This window comes from Janthinobacterium agaricidamnosum NBRC 102515 = DSM 9628, assembly GCF_000723165.1.
Taxonomy (GTDB): Bacteria; Pseudomonadota; Gammaproteobacteria; order Burkholderiales; family Burkholderiaceae_D; genus Janthinobacterium; species Janthinobacterium agaricidamnosum.
In genome coordinates this window covers 1,433,871-1,453,524 of the sequence record NZ_HG322949.1, presented here as the reverse complement: position 1 = coordinate 1,453,524, position 19,654 = coordinate 1,433,871, and the positions used below count along the sequence as shown (strand labels likewise).

Genomic DNA, 19,654 nt, shown 5'->3' with positions numbered 1-19,654 from the left:
GTGCACCAGCCCCATGCCGCCACGGTCGAGATGCTCATGTCCGGTAAAACCCCGGACCGTGCTGGCCGGCTCGATCGCATTGGCCGCATCGTCCGCGCCCGCGCCCGCCCCGCTGGCGACCCTCCGGTCGCCCCATGCATCGTATGCCAGGCGCTCCACCACACGGCCAGAGGCGTCGCTTACCACGCTGCTTGAACCCAGGTGATCGGCCAGCACGTATTTCACGTCTTCGCTGCCGTTGCTGCGCCGCGTATGAATCGCCAGCGCGCCGCCAGCGCCGCTTATGTAGTGCCTGAATTGCGTTAAACCTGCCTGGCTGTTGATCTCCTTCTCGAACTCGCCGCCATTCAGATACACCGTGGTCACGCTCTTGCTTCCATCGCTCCAGGTTTGCCTGAGCCGCTGGTGCTCCGGCCCATACAGGAATGTGCTGACGCCGGAACCGGGACTGCCGACCTGGGCGCTCTTGGTCAGCGTCGCCGGCATGTCAAAGCTGGTCCATGTGAAGCTGCGCGCGCCATCGGTCAGCATATTGCCGTTGTTATCGTAAGAAAAGACCGGATTGACTACGCCATTGAGCGAGCCATTGATGCCCATCACTGCATGCGGCTGCTTCCCTCCGGCAGCATACACATACGATCCCACTCCAGTTTTGCCGAGGATGTTGCCAATCGCATTGAAACCCGTGCTCGCGCTTTGCAGACCCACGCCCGGCACCGTCATGATCGCATGGGTCTGGCGATTCAAATTGTCGTACGCAAAAATCTCGCTGGTGCCAACGCCAATGGCGTTGTCCTGGCGCTGGTCAAGCCGGCCCAGGCTATCGTAATGATAAGCCTGATCCTGTACCGCATTCGGAACCCCGCTGGTACCGGCTTGCAGTTTGACGAGACGGCCAGTCAGCGCGTCGTACCCGCGCGTGGCAGTGAGCCCATTCCCATAAGTTTCGCTGATCACATTACCATCGGCGTTTTCAGCATTGCGTGTCCAATACGCCGCGCCAGAAGCGGTGTTGGTGATGCTTTGTAATAAGCCAACGCTGCTGTAGTTATAGTTGATGGCCAGCGGTGCGGCAAACAACGCTGTCGTAGCGGGAAACGTCCGGCTGCCTAAGCGGCCGGCGGCATCGTAGCTCCACCTGGTCACATAATCGGTATCGATACGGCTGGTCTGGCTGCTCAGGCGTCCGATGCTGTCGTAGGCATACCGCCGGGAGTAACCATTAGAGCTGTTCGCCTCGCAAAGTTTGCCTATGCCTTTGACGCAGGCAACACCAGAAGCGTCGGTCTCGTAATACCAATGACTGTCGTGATCAGACTCAAGCCGCCTGGTCATGCGTCCCAGCACATCATAGGCATAGGACGTGGTCTGCCCTTTGGCGTCGGTCTGGCTGATCAATTGCCCTAAATTATCAAACCGATAATTTCTCGTTCCCATATCCGGGTCGGCCAGTCTAACCTTGCGGCCAGCCAGATCATAATCGATCGTAACCCTATTCCCGGCGGCGTCGGTCGTGCCGACCAGATTGCCCCAATGGTCATAGGCATAGCTCATCGCACTGGCATCCGCCGTTCCCACGGCGTCGGTCACCGCCACCACCCGGCCCTGGCTATTGACGCTGCGGCTGCTCGCCACCGAGTTGGCGTTGATGGTGGACGTGGTGCGGCCATTGTAGTCTACGCTGGAGCGGCTGTTATCCGGCGCAGTCGTTTGTATCAGGCGGCCCAACGCATCGTACTGATACTTGGTCCAGCGGATACGCGCGTCGCCGGCGAAATGGGGCGCCGCCGTATAAGCTACTCGTCCCAGGTAATCGAACTCGGTTTCGCGATAAATTTTTCGTCCGTCAAATCCAATTCCCACACTCAGAATGGCTCGTCCAAGGGTATCGTAGTAAATGCGTGACGGTGGAGAAACATTGGCTCCGCTGGCAATCGCTATTTCGCTACGGCTGACGCTATAAGCCGAACTGGCGGCGCAGGCACGGCAAATATGATAGTCAAGCGTCGTACGGGTCCCATCCGCGCGGGTTTCGCTGATCTGGCGGCCGAATGCATCGTAGCCCCATGAGGTGATCAGTACATTGGGATCGGTCCTGGATTTAATCAAACCAAATCGCCAGTCATATTCGTATGCCTCAAGGTGATTGAGGGCATTCCTGACTGACATCGGGCCACGCCCCTGCACATCATAGCTATAGGCGCGCGCAGTCCTGGTGACAATGTTGGCCCCACTTACGGTTTCGTTCAGCACATTGCCAAATTTATCGTAGGTATAATCGGTCACCAAGCGTAAGTTACCCTCTGTGGAACCGCCATTTTCCGGTTCCACAATATGCTGTTTGAGCAGCCCCAAGCCTGGATTGCTTGTGAAGTAAGTACGACTTATCGTTCTAGTGCTATCCGTCCCGGATGGTATCCGATTGGTGGTTTGCAGGCGGAGCCACTGACCAAGTATCCAATTCTCAGTATCATTATAGTAATTAATGACGGTACTTAGACTATAACCATCCGATGTGCCTGCCGCGTTTTTGTATAGTGTGTCTATCTGCAAAGGATTGCCCCATGCATCGATATTCGACAGTAAAATAGATTTCTCTATCCAGTTAAGGAAAACGCCGTTCAAATCCCGGGTTTTAGATGTCGTCCTGGTTGGATATATTTGATAGGCGGCAGTACCTTTAGCGCCATAATCCGTGACTTGCTCGGATAAAAAAACACCATCTTTACTAATCTGGGTTTGACTGACCAGGCCGGTGTAAGGGAAATCCTGGCGGAATACATTACGGCTTACGATCCCGGCCGGATCCACGCTGCTGACTGACTGAAATCCCAGGAAGCCGCGGCCTTGCAGGTCGACTCGCGCGCCTGCATAGCTATACATGACATCGTTTACATCCCCGGAACCATTACTGGTTCGCACCCGTTGAACAACATGACTGGAATTCTGCACATCGCTAACAGGAAAAACCGCCCCACTACCTTTGGCATACACGGTGGCATCGGAAAGGGGCTTATATGTCAGCATGGTAATTTGTCCGAGACCATCGCTAATATGTTGCAATACGTCAGGATACGTTCCCGCCGATGTGAGGCAACGAGAATGCATCATGCTCCCTGACGCATCAATATACCCGCCGCAGGCATCGGCTTTACCATCGCCATTCACATCAGCAATTCTGTCGCTGCCCCCACCATTTGGAATCGGAATATTAACGGAAAATCCCATTCCTGTTGAAATAAGGCACTCTGTCTTAGAAGGCAGCGGCCAGCCAGTATCGCGGCAATAGTCAGCCTTACCATCGCCATTCAGATCCAGCCATTTTCGCGTATTGAAATTCTCAGTACTGTTCCCGATATCGAGGTTAACCGAGACTATCGTCTCGCCAAAGCCTGTACCTGTAGAAAGGGTACAGGCGAGATGGCCGGCTGCGCCAGGCTGGCCCGGGGTATTGCTGATGACGCGGCAAAAATCAGCCAAACCGTCACCATTGACATCGACCCAGTCACGGCCGCCATATTTCTCCCCGATATCGATTACCCCCGACGAGATTTCCGCAGCCAGGCCGGTGGGCGTCCATTTACGGCAGCGCATGGAACTTGCCTCCAAACGGCAAAAGGATTGAATTCCATCACCAGTCACATCCACCCAAGAAAAGCGCAATGACTCGCAACCGGATTTCTCACATTTCGGGATACTGAAAGTTTCAAGTTGCATCGCAGGACCGAAACTGGTGCCGTTTCCCAAGTAACACTCCAGCCGAAATGGAGCATTCTTCACGCCATCATTGGTAAGCCGGCAATAATCGATTTTCCCATCGCCATTAAGGTCGGTCAGGAAAGGAATCAATCCCAGGGAACCAACGCCCGGTATTGACAACGGCGTCCAAGTAGTACCGTCCTGACCACTGATCAAACAATATATTTCCGTACAAACATCATTGATTCCATCACCATTGGCATCGATAAAAGAATAGCTGGAATAGGCAAGCAATTGAGAAACCTTGACTGGAACCGGCGTGGTGCTCCCCGGTTGACTCATTGAACATAGCAGATCCTCAATCACATATTCATCCCCGCCCGCACTGGTGCGCCTAAAGACAGCGCAGTGTTCCGGGCGCCCATCGCCATTCAGGTCGGGCCAGTATTCTCCGCCGTAATCGCCTTTTATAAGTTCGCCGAATTCTGCGCTCAGCACAGGATATTCGACGACCGGGCCGGAAAAATTCGCCGGCGTACTCTCCCAATTAAAGGTGGTCGGTGGCAAGCAAGTGATGCTGGTATCGGCACACTCAGTAATACTCAAAACTCTTGAGCGGGCGGTTAATGGACTACCATCGTAGGCAATCCGATAATCTTTCACCAACATGGCGCCAGCATAAGTCTGTACATTGCTCAGTCTGAATGAGTTACTGACTTTGGCGCCGGCCAGGTACCCCGTTTCGATATCGCTACGACTTTGATCGTAGATAAAGCGCACAGAATTATAGGTAGCTGGTGCGTTAGCTTGAAATAAATTACCCGTATAGTCGACTTGCGATGGCAACTGTTGTCCGGAATTACCGGCAAGGGCATAAATGATCGTATAGTAATTGCCTCTCGGATCAGATACTTTGTTCGCCGACCAGACCACCGGGGTAGTATGGCCAAACAATATCAAGCGCGAATCAGGGGTGCTGCCGTATTCTAGCCGAACGCCGTTGCGCAATGTAACCACAAACGATGCGGGACCGTTACCAAGCGTACCAAGTGCGACGATTTTTGAGAAGCTGTCAATTTCAGTACGATACTCGCTATTTGGAGCCCCGTACGCCAGCCCATTCGTCACGATCAAACGTTGTCCGTCCAGGCAAAACCGATCCGCCGCACTTAACTCTATAGCGGAAGATGCGCCATCATGGGCGATATCGCGTGCACAGCGTGTGATCTGGCTGATACCACTGATAGACCATCCCATTCCCATGACGCCATTGCCAACGCTGCTATCATATTTCAGCGCAAGATTCGGTTGCATCCCAGCAGTCCCTGGAGGAATCGTAATCGGAATCGTGTATTGCGCGGATCCACTACTGGCGACGTCCAGCGTCCCCCTTAATTTTCCCGGCGTACCACTACCCGAACTTTCGGGCGGTTCGACGAATACGACATTCAGCGTCACCGGAGCGGACGTTGAAAACGCACCGCCCTCATAATAGGCTCTTGCCGTTAAAACATGGCTGCCCGCTGATACATCCACCATGGTGATGGAATAAGGAGCGCCCAAGGCGGTGCCGACCAGGTTCGTGCCGTCGTAGATCTCCACCTTGCTGATAGTAAAGCCATTACTGGCCACGCCGATGGCAACCGGTATGTTGGCCCCTGGCAAAAAGCTCGCGCCATTGGCGGGAGATGTGATCGTCGCCACCGGAAGCGCATTGACGGTGACCATCGATATCGCGGAGAGGTTACTGGCCCCCCTGGTATCGGTCGCACGTGCCTGTACCATGTAAACGCCCGCGGCGCTGACGCTCCACTGCGCTGTGAAGGGCGCTCCGGTGGACGTGCCCACAACACTGCCATTGATGAGGAACTCGACTTTGGCGATACCGTCATCATTGTCAAAAGCATTTGCTGCCAGCGTGATATTGCCAGGCATCGCAAGATTAATAATGCTACCGTTGGCCGGTGCGGCGAGCGCAACAGTGGGTGCCTCGTTAACTATCCAGGCATACGGCGCGGAATCGGTATAAATCCCATATGCATCATATGTCCGGGCCACGATGGTATAGGTACCGGGCGGTACCCCACTCCAGGTATGCATAAAAGGAGCAAGATACAGGTTCGGTGATTGTTGACCGCCATTCCGAAAATATTGCACATGGCTCACCCCTCCTACCCGGTCGGAAGCATTGGCGGTCAAGGTAATCGAACCGGGGTTCTGCGACACCACATTACTGACATTCAACTGCGAAACCGGACGGTCATTGAGCGTAAACCAGATCGCCGTCTCGGTCGATGCCCCATTATTGTCGGTGGCGACCGCATTGATCTGCCCAGCCCCCGTTACGGTCCAGTCGAAGTTATATGGCGCAACCGTCAACACGCCGCTGATCGGAGTTTTATGGATAAAATATTGAACGCCTGTTATCGTGCCATCGTAATCGGATGCAGCGGAAGATATTCTGACGACGCTGCCCTCGGTTAACACCGAGCCCTCTGCGGGACTGATAATCGAAATGGTCGGCGATGCGTTCGCCGCGACCGCGACCGTGATAGTTGACACGGCTCCCGCGGCGGCTCCCGCGTTCGAGCCGGTATCATAAGGCTTGGCGCCGATGGCATAATTTCCGCCGCCAACAAAACCGGCGGAAAAGGTATAGCTGTAGTCGCGATAGGGAATATCGTTATCGTTGACGCCTCCGGCGCCGAGCGTCGCATTGCCAACCACGCCGCCATTCAGATAAATTTCAACCCTGCTGATGGGAAAAACCCGCTCGTCGCCGTTGCTGGTATAGACCACGTCTCCGTACGCCCGTCCCGAAATAGTAATAGCCTGGCCAGAACGGAACGATGCATTGTTTGCCGGACTGCTAATGACCAGCAAAGGCGATGCACACCGGCTTGAAACACAGCCGGCCTGCGCCACGTCCAGTGTCATGTAAAAACATATCACCCATAACAAGACCTGAAAAATCGCGCAAGACAGTTTTCGGATAAATTTTCCAAAAACACATGATCCGGCACCAGCCGTCACATCAACCATTCCATATTCCCCAATTAAATTATTTTATTTTATTTAAAGCAAGAAAAGCCTTAAAATATTATCATAAAATAATTAAATATTCTGGAATATGTGAGAAATATTACTTCTTCTTTATCGTGTCGCCAATCATGAAATTAATATAAAGATATTTAAAAAAAATCATGCGAAGCTGTCAGCAAGAGTCAAGAAGCCGTGCCAGGCACTTTTAAACGGTCCCCAGCGCCTCGATTTCCCGCGTCATATTGGCAATCGCCTGTTCATTGTATTGCTCCGCGAAATACGGATCGCCAAACATCAGCCCGGCTTGCGCCTTGCCGCGCAAATGCAGCAGCGCCTGGCCGCGCTGCTGCTTGAAGCGCTCCTCTTCGACATGCGCGTATTCCTGGCGTATCGCCAGGGTGTAGGCGCGGTAGACTTCCTCGTCCTGGCCCAGGATCGCCAGATCGACGCCCAGCATCACTTCCTTTAAACGATGCTCGATGGCCGGCCCCTGGAAGTGGTCGGTGGCCCGTATCAATTGCGCCACGTCGAGGTTGGCGCCGCTATCGAGGCCGCTTTCCAGCCACAGCTGGGCGCTCAGTTCTTCGTTCGAGAACAGGCCGGAGCCGTCCTCATCGTGCTCACCACCGTGCTCATAATGCGCGTCGTGGAACCAGAACGCTTTCTTGACGAGGTCGCTGTCCGCGCGCGGCGCCAGCGTGTTGGCGGCCCAGACGCGGATTTCGCACAAGCCGTGCACCAGGTGGTCGAGGTTGTGATAAAACCGTCCGGCGCCGCCGTAGGCGTCGGCCCCCGTCAAATGGTCGAACCAGCGCTGGCAGCTGGCGACGCTGGCCGCGTCGGTGCCGGCGTAATTCCACAGCGTTTCCCAATCCTTGCGCAGCCAGTCGAGTATCCAGGCCTGGTAGGCCGGACCGGGCACGAATTTTTTCATGGTCCAGTTCCAGCCGACCGGCCCCTCCAGCGCCTTGACGAAGCTGGAACTGACCGAACCCAGGTCGCGCGGCGGCATGACGAAGATCGTCTTCGCGCCTTGCAGCACGTCGACATTGGTTTGCTGGATCAGGTTTTCATAGTCGAAATCGGCGGTGGTGCGAATGCCGCGGATCAGGTAGTCGGCGCCATGTTTCTTGGCTGCGCGGGCGGTGTAATCGCCCTTGACGATGACCACCTGCACATTGTTCCAGCCGCATTCGCGCGCGCTTTGCTCGATGATGCGCTTGCGGTCTTCGGCCGGGAATTGCGGCTTCTTGGCGGGATTTTGCGACAGGAATACGATCACTTCATCGGCAATCGAACGGGCCTCGCCGATCACCCACATGTGGCCGTTGGTGATGGGGTCGAGGGTTCCTGAAAATCCGATCTTCTTCATGCTGCGCTCCAAATGGCTGGCGAGATTCGCTTGATCCGCAGACAATATAGGGTGGCGCAGCAGTCGTCAATCAAATATCGTTGTGTATATTTTAATTTTTCCCGGTCGGCGGAAATTCCACCCGCACGCACAAGCCACCCAGCCGTTGCGACGTATCCAGCACCAGCCTGGCGCCGTGGCGTTCGGCGATGGCCTTGATGATAGCCATGCCGAGCCCGCTGCCGCCGGCCGGACTGCCCGGCACGCGGTAAAAGCGGCTGAACACCCGTTCGCGCTCGTCTTCCGGAATGCCGGGGCCGCTATCCTCGACCGACAGCGTGATGCCGTCCGGGGTAGCGCGCAAGTCGAGGTCGACGGTGCCGCCGGACGGGGTGTATTTGGTCGCATTGTCGACCAGGTTGCGCAGCAGGATCAGCAAGGCGTCGCCCTGCCCGGCCACGCTGGCCGCATCCATGTGATACAGGCCGAGGTCGATCTTGCGCGCCTGCGCGATACCGGCCATGTCGCCCAGCGTGCGTTTCACCAGTTCGTTCAAGTCCACCGTTTGCAGCGAATCGCCGCTGGCGGCGCTGGCCTCCTGGCGCGCCAGCACCAGCAATTGTTCGACCAGCCGGGTGGCCCGTTCGATGCCGGCCGTGACGCGCCCGACGGCCACGCCGCGCGCCTCGTCGGAGTCGGCGCGCTCCAGGCTCAGCACCTGCAGTTTCAGCGCCGCCAGCGGGGTGCGCAATTCATGCGCCGCGTCGGCGACAAAATGCTGCTGCGCGTCGAAGGCGGTCTTGACGCGGCCGAACAGCAAGTTCAATTCCTGCACCAGCGGCCGCACTTCATCCGGCAGGCCGGCCGCCGACACCGGCGACAAGTCGTCGGCCTGGCGCGCCGCCACTTGCCGGCGCACCCGCGCCACCGGCGCCAGCGAACCGCTGACCACCCACCACACCACCAGCATCAGGATCGGCGCCATCAAGGCGATCGGGCCGACCGTGCGCAAGGCCAGGCTGCCGGCCATGCGCTTGCGCACCGCCATGTCCTGCGCCACCTGCACCGTCTGGGAACTGGTTTGCACCGAGAATATCCGGTAGGTCGTGCCATTCGCCTTGACGTTGGAAAAACCCAGCACCGCGCGCTGCGGCAATTCGGCGCGCGTGATCGAGCGGAATACCTGCACCCCGTCGGGAGTCCAGACTTGCACCACCAGGTCGTTATTGGCCGGGTCGGCCGGCGGGGCTTCCGCGTGGTTGGCCAGCGGCGCGCCGGAACGCAGCGACAGCGCCATCTGCTGCATGTGATAGTCGAAGATCTGGTCGGCGTCGTACAGGGCGCTGCGGTAGGCGATCGACGCCTGCGCCAGGGCCGCCATGATGATGGCGGCCAGCAGGAACCACAATAATCGCCCGCGCAGCGAGTGGCTTACTTTCATGCCCGGCCCTTCAGCTTCATACTTTCGGCACCATGTAGCCCAGGCCGCGCACGTTCTGTATCAATTCGCTGCCCAGCTTCTTGCGCAAGCCGTGGATGTACACTTCCACCGCGTTGCTGTTGACTTCATCCTTCCAGCTATACAGTTTTTCTTCCAGTTGGGCGCGCGACAGCACGATGCCGGGACGCGCGATCAGCGCCTCGAGCACCGCCCATTCGCGCGCCGAGAGGTTGACCGAATGGCCGTCGGCGACCACTTCGCGGGTCAGCGGATTGATCGATACGCCCTGGTGTTCGAACACCGGTTCCGGGCGGCCGGACGAGCGCCGCAGCAAGGCGCGGATGCGCGCCAGCAGTTCGTCCAGGTCGTACGGCTTCAAGACGTAATCGTCGGCGCCCGCATCGAGCCCGGCGATGCGCTGCTCGATGGCGTCGCGCGCAGTGGCCACCAGCACCGGCGTGTCCTGCTTGCGCAGGCGCATCGAGCGCAGCACTTCGATGCCATCCTTGCGCGGCAAGCCGAGGTCGAGCAGCACCAGGTCGTAGCTCTGGGTTTGCAGCGCCGTGTCGGCCATGTCGCCATCCTTGACCCAGTCCACCGCATAGCGTTCGGCGCGCAGCAAGTCGAGCACCACTTCGCCGATCATCGTATCGTCTTCCACCAGCAAAAGTCTCATGCCATCCTCACTATTTTTATCCGCATTCACGCGCCGCGCAGCGGAGCCCGGCTTGCACCTTTAGCCCAGCCGCACCGGTATGAATATCTTATCCGCGCCGCGCTGGATCAGCAAGGCCACCGATTTTGCCGACCTCGACACCACCTCGCGCACTTGTTCGACGCTGTTGACGGGACGGCCATTGATGGACAATAACACGTCGCCCGGCTGTACCCCGGCATTCGCGGCGGCGCCGCCGGCATCCTGGATCAGCAAACCGGAACTGAGGCCCGCTTCGCGTTTCTCGTCCGATTGCAACGGCCGCAGCGCCAGGCCCAGTTTCACTTTATCGACATGGTTGTCGTCGCCCGCCACATCGGCCACCTTGTCGGCCGCGTTGCCCAGCGTCGCGTTGACGGCGACGATCTTGCCGTCGCGCCAGACATCCAGCGTGACTTTTTCGCCCGGCGTCGCGATGCCTACCATCGCCGGCAAGTCGCCGGAGGCGATGATGCTCTGGCCATTCAGTTTGCGGATCACGTCGCCCGCCTTCAGGCCGGCCTTGTCGGCCGGGCTGCCGCGCTCGACATTCGACACCAGCGCGCCTTCCGGCGTGGCCAGCTTGAACGAATCGGCGAAGCCCTGGTTCACTTCCTGCACCGTCACGCCCAGCTTGGCGTGGCTGGCCTTGCCGGTGGCGACGATCTGGTCCTTGATGCGGGTCGCCAGGTCGATCGGGATCGCGAACGACAAGCCCTGGAAGCCGCCGGTCTGGCTATAAATCTGCGAGTTGATGCCGACCACTTCGCCGCGCACATTGAACAGCGGGCCGCCCGAGTTGCCGGGATTGACCGCCACGTCGGTCTGGATGAACGGCACGTTGCTGTCGTCCGGCAGCGAGCGGCCCTTGGCGCTGACCACGCCGGCCGTCACGGTGCTGTCGAAACCGTAAGGCGAACCGATCGCCAGCACCCATTCGCCGACTTTCAGGTTGACCGAGCTGCCGAGCGGCACCACCGGCAAGTTCCTGGCGTCGATCTTCAGCACCGCGATATCGGTCTTCGGATCGGAACCGAGCACCTTGGCGCGAAATTCGCGGCGGTCGTTCAATTTCACCGTCACTTCGCGGGCGTCGCGCACCACGTGGGCATTGGTCATGATGATGCCGTCCGCACTGACGATGAAGCCCGACCCCAGGCCGTGGGTCGGCACTTCGCGCCCGCCGCCACCGCCTTGCGGCCCCTGGAAGCGGCGGAAGAATTCAAGGAATGGGTCATCGCCGAACGGGTCGGCGCGCTGGCCGCGGCCGCCGTCGGCCACGTCGTAGCCGACCTTGGTGCTGCCGGTGACGCTGATATTGACCACCGCCGGACCGTTGCGGGTCACGATCTGGCTGAAGTCGGGCAGCGTCACCACCGTTTGCGGACCGGCCGCCGCGGGCACCGCCGTGACGGCCGCCGCCGCGACCGGCGCAGGCGGCGACGCATTGGCGTCCGCGTTATTCTGATGCACTGCGACCGCACCGACCGCGCCGATCACGCCGACGGCGGCTACCGCCAGGGTCAGGCGCTTGATTGTCATCGATCCGGTATGAGCTTGGTTTTGCATGAAGCACTCCTCAAATTGAACGAGTTGTTGATGTCTTCAATATGGGGCACAAGACTTAGACTGCACTTAACAAAATAAGAATGGCGATAAGGCTTAAGTCTGCCCTTAAGTTTGCCGGGGATTTTACCTAGGAATCAGGCAAACAGGAATGAAAACTGGCCGGATCGACCGGCCAGTGGTGTTTTACCCGAGGCGCGGACAGCCGCCCGCGCCGTCAAGGGGCGCTTTTAAGCGGCCTGGCGCTGTTCCAGCGCGGTGACGTTTTCGGCGCCATCGATGACGATCTTGCGCGGTTTCAGCGCTTCCGGCACTTCACGCACCAGGTCGATGGTCAGCATGCCGTTGTCGAACGAAGCGCCACTCACCTTGACGTGATTGGCAAGCTGGAAACGCTGCTCGAAGTCGCGCGCGGCTATGCCACGGTGCAAGAAGGTGCGCTGGATGTCATCCTTTTGCTTGCGGCCGCTAACGTGCAAGGTCTCGCGTTCGGCAACGATATCGATTTCGCTGCGGGAAAAGCCGGCCAGCGCCATCACGATCCGGTATTTATCTTCCGACACCAGTTCGATGTTGTAAGGAGGGTAGCTGGGTTGTGCATCGCCACGTTGCGCTTCATTCAGCAAGTGGGCCAGACGGTCGAAACCAATGGCGGAACGATACAGTGGGGCAAGGTCAAATGTACGCATGATGTCTATCCTTTTCAAGTTAAGCGATAAGTTGGCGGACCTCGTTCTGAGCATCCGTTGCATCCAATCTAATGCCAGACAGCGTGCTTTCAAGGCCTTGAAAAATGTGATTTTTGCCCAAAGGGAAACGAAAATAATGAAAAAAGTGCCGCTGGCCAGCCGATTCACTTAATTGCTTATTTAATCACAATGATGCCATGAGGAAAACTAACTGCTGCATGATACCGGCACTGCGCGTATCATCAAGCGGGCTCTTACTTCGCTGACTGCCCCATTGACGTCTTCATTAATTGCCGCCCATTTAACTTTTACCGTCCAGTACATGACTACCCTCTTCCAGCCACGTTCCCTCTCCGCCGCATTGATCGCCCTGCTGATGGCCGCCACAGCGGCCCACGCCGACACCATCCCCGCAGCGCTGGACCAGCCTTATCCCGGCACCATCGTGCTGAAGGTCGACGCCAGCAACCTGGCGCAGCAAATCTTCAATGTGCACGAAAGCATACCGGTCAAGGCCGGCCAGCTGACCTTGTTGTATCCGCAATGGCTGCCTGGCCATCACAACCCGACCGGCCCGCTGAACCAGTTCGCCGGCCTGACATTGAGCGGCAACGGCCAGCGCCTGGAATGGCGCCGCGACCCGCTCAATATGTTCGCCTTCCACGTCGACGTTCCGGCCGGCGTCGAGACGCTGGAAGCCGAATACCAATTCCTGTCGCCGCTCGATCCGGGCCAGGGCCGCATCATGATGACCAATGAAATTCTCGGCGTGCAGTGGAATGCGGTGGCGCTGTACCCGGCCGGTTACGCCAGCCGCCGCATCACCGTGCAGCCCAACCTGACCTTGCCGGACGGCTGGTCGTACGGCAGCGCGCTGGAAACCGCGCAAAAAAACGGCAACCAGGTCGCCTTCAAGCCGCTGGACCTGGAAACGCTGGTCGATTCGCCGCTGTTCGCCGGCAAATACTTCAAGCGCATCGACCTCGATCCGGGCGCCAAGGTGCCGGTGCACCTGAACCTGGTGGCCGACAATCCGGAAAACCTGGAAACCACGCCGCAACAAATCGAACAACACCGCGCGCTGATACAGCAAAGCTACAAACTGTTCAACTCGCACCATTACGCCCATTACGACTTCCTGCTGGCGCTCAGCGATGAATTCGGCCACATCGGCACCGAACACCACCAATCGAGCGAAAATGCGCTCAAGCCGGATTACTTCACGGACTGGAACAAGACCGAAGCCCAGCGCGTGTTGCTGCCGCATGAATACACCCACTCGTGGGACGGCAAGTTCCGCCGCCCGGCCGGCCAGGCCGTGGCGGACTTCAACACGCCACTCGAAAACAGCCTGCTGTGGGTCTATGAAGGCCAGACCCAGTACTGGGGTTATGTGCTGGCGGCGCGTTCCGGCCTGGTCGCGCCGGCCCATGTAATCGACCTGTTCGCCTCCACCGCGGCGCGCTACGACAGCATAGTGGGACGCAGCTGGCGCGCGATGCAGGACACCACCAACGACCCGGTCGTCACCAACCGGCGCCCGCAAGGCTGGTCCAGCTGGCAGCGCAGCGAGGATTATTATTCCGAAGGGTCGCTGATCTGGCTCGACATCGACAGCAAGCTCCGCGAAATGTCAGGCGACAAGCGTTCGCTGGACAATTTCGCGCGCGGCTTCTTCGGCGTGTTGGATGGCAGCGCGGTCGCCGCGCCGTACACCTTCGACGACGTGGTGCAGGCGCTGAACGCGGTGCAGCCCTACGACTGGAGCACCTTCCTGCGTAGCCGCCTCGATGGCCACGGCCCTGGCGCACCGCTGGACGGCCTGACGCGCGCAGGCTGGAAACTGGTGTACAGCGACAAGCCGACCGATTTCATGAAGGGCATCGAAACCGGCAACGCGGTGACCGACCTGACGTATTCGCTGGGCTTTAATGTGGACAAGGGCGGCAAGATCAGCGGGGTGCTGTGGGACGGTCCCGCTTTCAAGGCTGGCCTGTCGGGCAACACCACGCTGCTCGCCGTCAACGGCGCCGCTTACCAACCCGAACTGCTGAAAGCGGCGATCACCACGGCCAAGGATGGCACACAGCCGATCGAGCTGTTGTTCAAGAAGGGCAAGAAATTCCGCACCGTGGCGATAGACTACCACGGCGGCTTGAAATATCCGCGCCTGGAACGCATCCCCGGCACGCCTGATCGCTTGACGACGATCTTGCAGCCGTTGAAATAAGAAGAAGCGATAAAAATGAACGGCCGCAGTTCTTGGCCCCTCGCATTTTGGTGTATGCTCATCATATGAATAATGATACCGATATCCAGCTCAGCGGCCCGTTCAAGGCCACCGACGGCTCTGGCCGTTCCCATGACATCAAGGCAATCCGCATTTTCGATGAAGGCTACGGCATCATCGACGTGTATGTGGATTTTTCCGCCGCCCTCGACAGCGGCGCGTACAAGGATAAAACCCTGGTCGGCCACATCCTGACGCGCCTGCGCAGCCTCGGCTACGTCGGTCCCGACTTCGGCCATGGCGACCTGGGCCTGCAAGACAAAAAACTGATCGTGCTGGAAGCGCCGGAAGCATTTTCCGTGTTTGCGGCAAGCAAGGGATGGAAAGACTTGTCGGCGGAGTTCGACGACGAAGGCTGATGCCTTGATCTGATCTTGAACATGCCCGGCCTGCGATGCCGGGCATTTTTTATTCAGGCCAGGTCAGAGATCAGATAGCGCGCACTCCAGGCCGCGATCAGGTTCGCCACATAGGCGGCGTCTGCGCGCCCGGTCAGCAAATGGTCGGCGTCGTCGAGCGAAATGAAACTCTTCGGATGCTTGGCCATGCTCAATATTTCATTCGCATTGGCGATATCGACCGTGGTGTCGTTGGGCGCATGCATCACCAGCAAGGCGCGCCGCAAATTGGCGATGCTCTGCTTCAAGCTGTTGCTGCTGACATCATCGACGAATTGCTGGCGGATGCGGAACGGCCGTCCTTCCAGTTGCACCAACGCTTCGCCTTCGGCCGCGATTTGCGCCAGCTGATCGCGGAACATGCCCGTCACATATACCGGATTGCTGGGCGCGGCCAGCGTGACGACCGCCGTCGCCTCCGGCACGCTGGCTGCCGCGGCCAGCACCGCCGCGCCGCCCAGGCTGTGGCCGATCAGCATTTGCGGCGCCCGGTGTCTGGTCCGCAAAAAATCGGCGGCCGCGACCAGGTCGGCCACATTCGATGAAAAATTGGTGCTGGCAAACTCTCCTTCGCTGGCGCCGAGGCCGGTGAAATCGAAACGCAGCACCGCGATGCCATGTTCGGTCAATCCCTGCGCAATGCGCCGCGCCGCCAGCACATCCTTGCCGCAGGTAAAACAATGGGCAAATATCGCATAGGCCTTGACCGGACCGTCCGGCGCATCGAGACGCGCCGCCAGTGTATGCCCGTGAGCGCCGGGAAAATCTTGCCGTGATGCTTGCATGGTGTATCCAAAAAAAATAATCTGCTATGGATACCACTGTGCACCAGATGCGCGAATGCGGCAAGTTTTCATCATCAACTGAACAAGCCATGCAAATACCAGCGCGGCGCGCCATCCTCGCCACTGCCGCTGATGCGCTCGCGATAGACCCAGTAATGCGCATGGTCCTGCCCCACGGCGATGAAATAATCGCGCGCCTCGGCGGTGCTCCACCAGCCCGCCTCGATGCGCTCCGGCACCGACACCATCTTCAGCGGCGATCCATAATAGGGCCGCTCGTTACGCGTCATCAAGGCCAGCGGCCGCGCCAGCAGCCAGCCGGGACGCGGCATGCCGCTCAAATCGGCCGGCAATTGCTGCTGGCGCGCCGCCGCGCTGATGTTGCGCTGCACCGGCAGCCATGCATTCGCCGTTTCCGGCCGATAATCGGCCAGCGGCGCCGCTTGCAGCACATTATCTTCACCGAGGCGCGCCGCCAGCAATTCCAGCAAGCGCCGGCGTTCCTGCGGCGTAGCGCCCGGCTCGGGAAACAGCGACGCGCTGGGCGGCGCCATGGCATGCACTTGCAGCGCCTCCAGGCACAGCCCAATCACCGGCGCGTCCAGCGTCATCCGGGCCAGCCGTTCTTTTAGCAGGCGCAGCAAATGTTCGCCGCGCCAGGCTGGCTCGGCCAGCACGATGTCGATCACCGTCGGCGCACGCGCGACCCGGCCGCGCTCATGCTCCAGCAGCAAATTGACAGACTCGACCGCCAATTGCCGCGCGCACATCCAGCCCGTCATTTGCAGCAGCAGGCTGCGCGCGCCAGACAGCAGCGCCCCTGCATCGTCGACCCGTTCGAACAATTCCAGCCGGGCCCGGAAACTGGGCGGCGCCACGATCCACTCGAACAGCTCGACAGCGTGGCCATGCGCAGCGTCCAGCATGTCGAGCAATTCGCGGCCGCAACGGCGCTGCAAACCGGGCCGCGGCAACTGGCGCATCTGTCCCAGCGTGGCACAGCCGATACCGTCGAGCCAGCTCAAAAAAGGCCGCGCCGGCGGCGCCAGGCTGGCCGGCAAACTGTCCAGCCGGCGCGCCATCGCCGCCATCGTCAAGGTCCGGCCCGCGCCACCGCGCGCCAGCAGCCAGGCGCCGCGCGCGGTGGGCGCGCAACTGAGCCGTGCCGTAAAACCCAGTCCGCGCAGGCTGGCCCGTATCGCCCGGCACAGCTTGCGGATACCGCCGAACAAACGCAGGCTGGCGCCGATATCGATCAACAAGGTCGCCTCTTCGGCGGCCGCCACCAGCGGCGTGTATTGCAGCAAAGCCAGCGCCACCGCTTGCAACGCTTGCGCCTCTTGCAGCGGCGCGCGCTGGTGCACCCGGGCGTGCGGCGCCAGTATCAGCACGCCGCCGCGCCGCATGCCATGGCTGACTCCCGCCTGCCGCGCGCGTGCCGACAGCGCCATCACCTGCTCGTGTTCCAGCACCACGCCGCAGGCGTCATCCGACCAGTTCGGGCAAAACACCTCGAGCGGAAGCCGGGGCAGATAAAGGCCGATCCAGAGGCGCATGTCGTATTGGCGAGAAGAGGTTAAAGGACGAAAGGTGTGAAGGCACCAGGTTCAACGCCAAAAACAGCGGCGTCTCGCGCCGTGGCCCGCGCCGTTTGACGAAGCCGATATCGATGCCGCCGGCGGCCGGCCGCAGCGACAGGCGCAGCGGCGCCGGTGACGCATGTTGCGCGCTGGCCAGCGGACGCAGCATGCAAAACAGCGTGTCGCCGCTTTGCGCCGCCAAATGCAAGCGGCGCAAGGTTTCGCCGCGCACATGGTTCTGCCAAAACAGCAAGGCACCGCAACTACCGCTGCGCAACACGTTTTCAGCGGCCCACAGGGCGTCGCCGCTATTGTTGCTGCGTATCCAGATCAGTTGCGACGGATCCAGCCCCAGCGCGGCCAAGGCCAGCGCTTGCGGCGGATGCGGCGGCTGCAGCATGACGATGGGACGCTGGGACAAACCCGCCAGCGCCGGGCTGAGCAAACGCATTTCGCCGCTGCCCGGCTGTTGCAGCAGCAAATCGATCATGTTGCCGGCCGGCCAACCTTGCCCCGGCAATTGCGCCGACAGCGCCGCGAAGCCGGTGTCGATGCAGCGCTCGGCCGAATGCGCCAGTTGCGATGCGCGCCACAAGGAGGGATGCAGCGCCTCGGGCGCCGCGACGGGGTCGGATGTTTGCATCAGAGTCCTCCGGTAAAATACTGTATGTATATACAGTACTATTTGAACCTGAGTTTGGCAAGGCTTATCTTGTCAGGCGCGTGTCTTAGGTCAGAAAAACGGCGATGGGAATCAGGTTTACTGTAAGATAAGCAACGTCCTTAGCGTGCAGCAATGCCTTCAGCCATTTCTTTTTGACCAAGGAAACCTCGACTTGAGCACCATACAATTGATCAGCGCCATCGTCTTCGGCTTGGCGCTCCTCCACACTTTCGCGGCCAAGTCGTTTGAAATACTGGCGCACCGCCATCCGCGCCACGCCGGCCTGTTTCATTTGCTGGGTGAAGTCGAGGTGGTATTCGGTTTCTGGGCGTTTATCCTGATCATCCTGATGGCCTGCGTATCGGGCAGCCGGCAAGCGATCGATTACGCCGAATCGCGCCATTACACTGAACCGCTGTTTGTCTTCGTGGTGATGGTGGTGGCCGCGTCGCGCCCGGTGCTCGATGCGGTGCGGCGGCTGCTGGGCGGGGTGGCGCGGATCTTGCCGCTGCGTACCGAGTTGGCGCTGGTCTGGCTGGGCCTGGCGCTGGTGCCGCTGACCGGCTCACTGATTACCGAGCCGGCCGCGATGACCTTGGCCGCGCTGATGCTGGCGCCGCAAATCTTCCGCCAGGGCATCCCTGAATGGCTGAAGTACGGCGCGCTCGGCGTGCTGTTCGTCAACGTCTCGATCGGCGGCACGCTGACCTCCTACGCCGCGCCGCCGGTGCTGATGGTGGCCTCGACATGGAACTGGGACAGCGTCTACATGGCCAGCCATTTCGGCTGGAAAGCCGCGATCGCGGTATTCATCAATGCCACCGGCATCACTTTCCTGCTGCGCAAGCATGTGCAAAACCACAGCGCTCCCGCCAGCAAATCGGTCGAGGCGATTCCCGTGCCGTGGCCGGTGACGGCGGTGCACCTGATCGTGCTGGCCTCGGTGGTGTTGCTGGCGCATCACCCGGTCTTATTCCTCGGCCTGTTCCTGCTGTTCCTCGGTTTTGTGCAAGCATACCAGCGTTACCAGAATCCGTTGATCTTGAAGGAAGGCTTGCTGGTCGGATTTTTCCTGGCCGGCCTGGTGGTGCTGGGCGGCATGCAGCAATGGTGGTTGCAACCGATCGTCTCCAGTTTACAGCCGGTGGCGCTATTCTTTGGCGCGCTGGGCTTGACCGCGATTACCGACAATGCCGCCCTGACTTATCTCGGCTCCTTGATCGCCGGCATGAGCGATGAAGCAAAATACATGCTGGTGGCCGGCGCGGTAGCCGGCGGCGGCTTGACGGTGATCGCCAACGCGCCCAATCCGGCCGGGGTCGCCTTGCTGCGCCGTGGTTTCCAGGATGAATCGGTCGGCATGCTCGGCTTGTTGCTGGGCGCTGTGCTGCCGACCGCCATCGCGGCGACGGCATTCTTCCTGTAATGTTGGAGCGCGGCACAAAGCGTGCAGGG

General features: G+C 59.6%; 12 protein-coding genes (1 of these 12 running past the window's edge). 3 read left to right on the top strand and 9 right to left on the bottom strand.

Going from position 1 to position 19,654, the window contains the following annotated elements:
* From GJA_RS26005 to GJA_RS06150, 6 genes are all read right to left on the bottom strand, one after another.
* Nucleotides 1-6,636, bottom strand: partial view of an Ig-like domain-containing protein gene (locus tag GJA_RS26005; protein WP_479686740.1) — the 5' portion only. The gene continues 24 nt to the left of window position 1, outside the view; the window shows 6,636 of its 6,660 coding nt (coding positions 1-6,636); its start codon is at nt 6,634-6,636; its stop codon lies off the left edge, out of view.
* Nucleotides 6,637-6,946: 310 nt separating this feature from the next.
* A complete protein-coding gene (coaD, locus tag GJA_RS06170) occupies nt 6,947-8,113 on the bottom strand; it encodes a pantetheine-phosphate adenylyltransferase (protein ID WP_038489965.1) in 1,167 nt (388 codons plus the stop codon).
* Between the two features lie 91 nt (nt 8,114-8,204).
* Nucleotides 8,205-9,533, bottom strand: coding sequence for an ATP-binding protein (locus tag GJA_RS06165; protein ID WP_038489963.1), 1,329 nt, complete (start codon nt 9,531-9,533; stop codon nt 8,205-8,207).
* A gap of 16 nt (nt 9,534-9,549) precedes the next feature.
* Nucleotides 9,550-10,209, bottom strand: coding sequence for a response regulator (locus GJA_RS06160; protein ID WP_038489962.1), 660 nt, complete (start codon nt 10,207-10,209; stop codon nt 9,550-9,552).
* Nucleotides 10,210-10,269: 60 nt separating this feature from the next.
* Complete coding sequence (locus GJA_RS06155) at nt 10,270-11,796, bottom strand: Do family serine endopeptidase (RefSeq protein WP_051780364.1); 1,527 nt, start codon at nt 11,794-11,796, stop codon at nt 10,270-10,272.
* Between the two features lie 227 nt (nt 11,797-12,023).
* On the bottom strand, nt 12,024-12,482 hold the full coding sequence (locus GJA_RS06150) for an Hsp20 family protein (RefSeq protein ID WP_038489959.1): 459 nt from the start codon (nt 12,480-12,482) through the stop codon (nt 12,024-12,026).
* A 322-nt stretch (nt 12,483-12,804) separates the two neighbouring features.
* Here GJA_RS06150 and GJA_RS06145 point away from each other — a divergent pair, with 322 nt between their 5' ends.
* Complete coding sequence (locus GJA_RS06145; RefSeq protein WP_038489957.1) at nt 12,805-14,712, top strand: M61 family metallopeptidase; 1,908 nt, start codon at nt 12,805-12,807, stop codon at nt 14,710-14,712.
* A gap of 65 nt (nt 14,713-14,777) precedes the next feature.
* On the top strand, nt 14,778-15,131 hold the full coding sequence (locus GJA_RS06140) for a hypothetical protein (RefSeq protein ID WP_038489954.1): 354 nt from the start codon (nt 14,778-14,780) through the stop codon (nt 15,129-15,131).
* Between the two features lie 53 nt (nt 15,132-15,184).
* On the opposite strand, the gene GJA_RS06135 is transcribed toward GJA_RS06140, so the two are convergent.
* The 3 genes from GJA_RS06135 to imuA form a co-directional block, all read right to left on the bottom strand.
* A complete protein-coding gene (locus GJA_RS06135) occupies nt 15,185-15,955 on the bottom strand; it encodes an alpha/beta hydrolase family protein (RefSeq protein ID WP_038489951.1) in 771 nt (256 codons plus the stop codon).
* A gap of 74 nt (nt 15,956-16,029) precedes the next feature.
* Nucleotides 16,030-17,511 (bottom strand): Y-family DNA polymerase, encoded by a 1,482-nt coding sequence (locus tag GJA_RS06130; RefSeq protein WP_038489948.1) that lies wholly within the window; start codon nt 17,509-17,511, stop codon nt 16,030-16,032.
* A complete protein-coding gene (gene imuA, locus GJA_RS06125; protein WP_038489946.1) occupies nt 17,441-18,178 on the bottom strand; it encodes a translesion DNA synthesis-associated protein ImuA in 738 nt (245 codons plus the stop codon). Before imuA ends, GJA_RS06130 begins: the two co-directional genes overlap by 71 nt.
* 193 nt (nt 18,179-18,371) lie before the next feature.
* On the opposite strand from imuA, the gene GJA_RS06120 reads away from it, so the two are divergent.
* Nucleotides 18,372-19,625 (top strand): putative Na+/H+ antiporter, encoded by a 1,254-nt coding sequence (locus tag GJA_RS06120; protein ID WP_038489943.1) that lies wholly within the window; start codon nt 18,372-18,374, stop codon nt 19,623-19,625.
* Nucleotides 19,626-19,654: the final 29 nt, after the last annotated feature.

What these genes read in the sequence shown, in the direction of transcription:
- coaD (WP_038489965.1), bottom strand. Translation starts at nt 8,113, where the DNA reads ATGAAGAAGATCGGATTTTCAGGAACCCTCGACCCCATCACCAACGGC.
- GJA_RS06165 (WP_038489963.1), bottom strand. Translation starts at nt 9,533, where the DNA reads ATGAAAGTAAGCCACTCGCTGCGCGGGCGATTATTGTGGTTCCTGCTG.
- GJA_RS06160 (WP_038489962.1), bottom strand. Translation starts at nt 10,209, where the DNA reads ATGAGACTTTTGCTGGTGGAAGACGATACGATGATCGGCGAAGTGGTG.
- GJA_RS06155 (WP_051780364.1), bottom strand. Translation starts at nt 11,796, where the DNA reads ATGCAAAACCAAGCTCATACCGGATCGATGACAATCAAGCGCCTGACC.
- GJA_RS06150 (WP_038489959.1), bottom strand. Translation starts at nt 12,482, where the DNA reads ATGCGTACATTTGACCTTGCCCCACTGTATCGTTCCGCCATTGGTTTC.
- GJA_RS06145 (WP_038489957.1), top strand. Translation starts at nt 12,805, where the DNA reads ATGACTACCCTCTTCCAGCCACGTTCCCTCTCCGCCGCATTGATCGCC.
- GJA_RS06140 (WP_038489954.1), top strand. Translation starts at nt 14,778, where the DNA reads ATGAATAATGATACCGATATCCAGCTCAGCGGCCCGTTCAAGGCCACC.
- GJA_RS06135 (WP_038489951.1), bottom strand. Translation starts at nt 15,955, where the DNA reads ATGCAAGCATCACGGCAAGATTTTCCCGGCGCTCACGGGCATACACTG.
- GJA_RS06130 (WP_038489948.1), bottom strand. Translation starts at nt 17,511, where the DNA reads ATGCGCCTCTGGATCGGCCTTTATCTGCCCCGGCTTCCGCTCGAGGTG.
- imuA (WP_038489946.1), bottom strand. Translation starts at nt 18,178, where the DNA reads ATGCAAACATCCGACCCCGTCGCGGCGCCCGAGGCGCTGCATCCCTCC.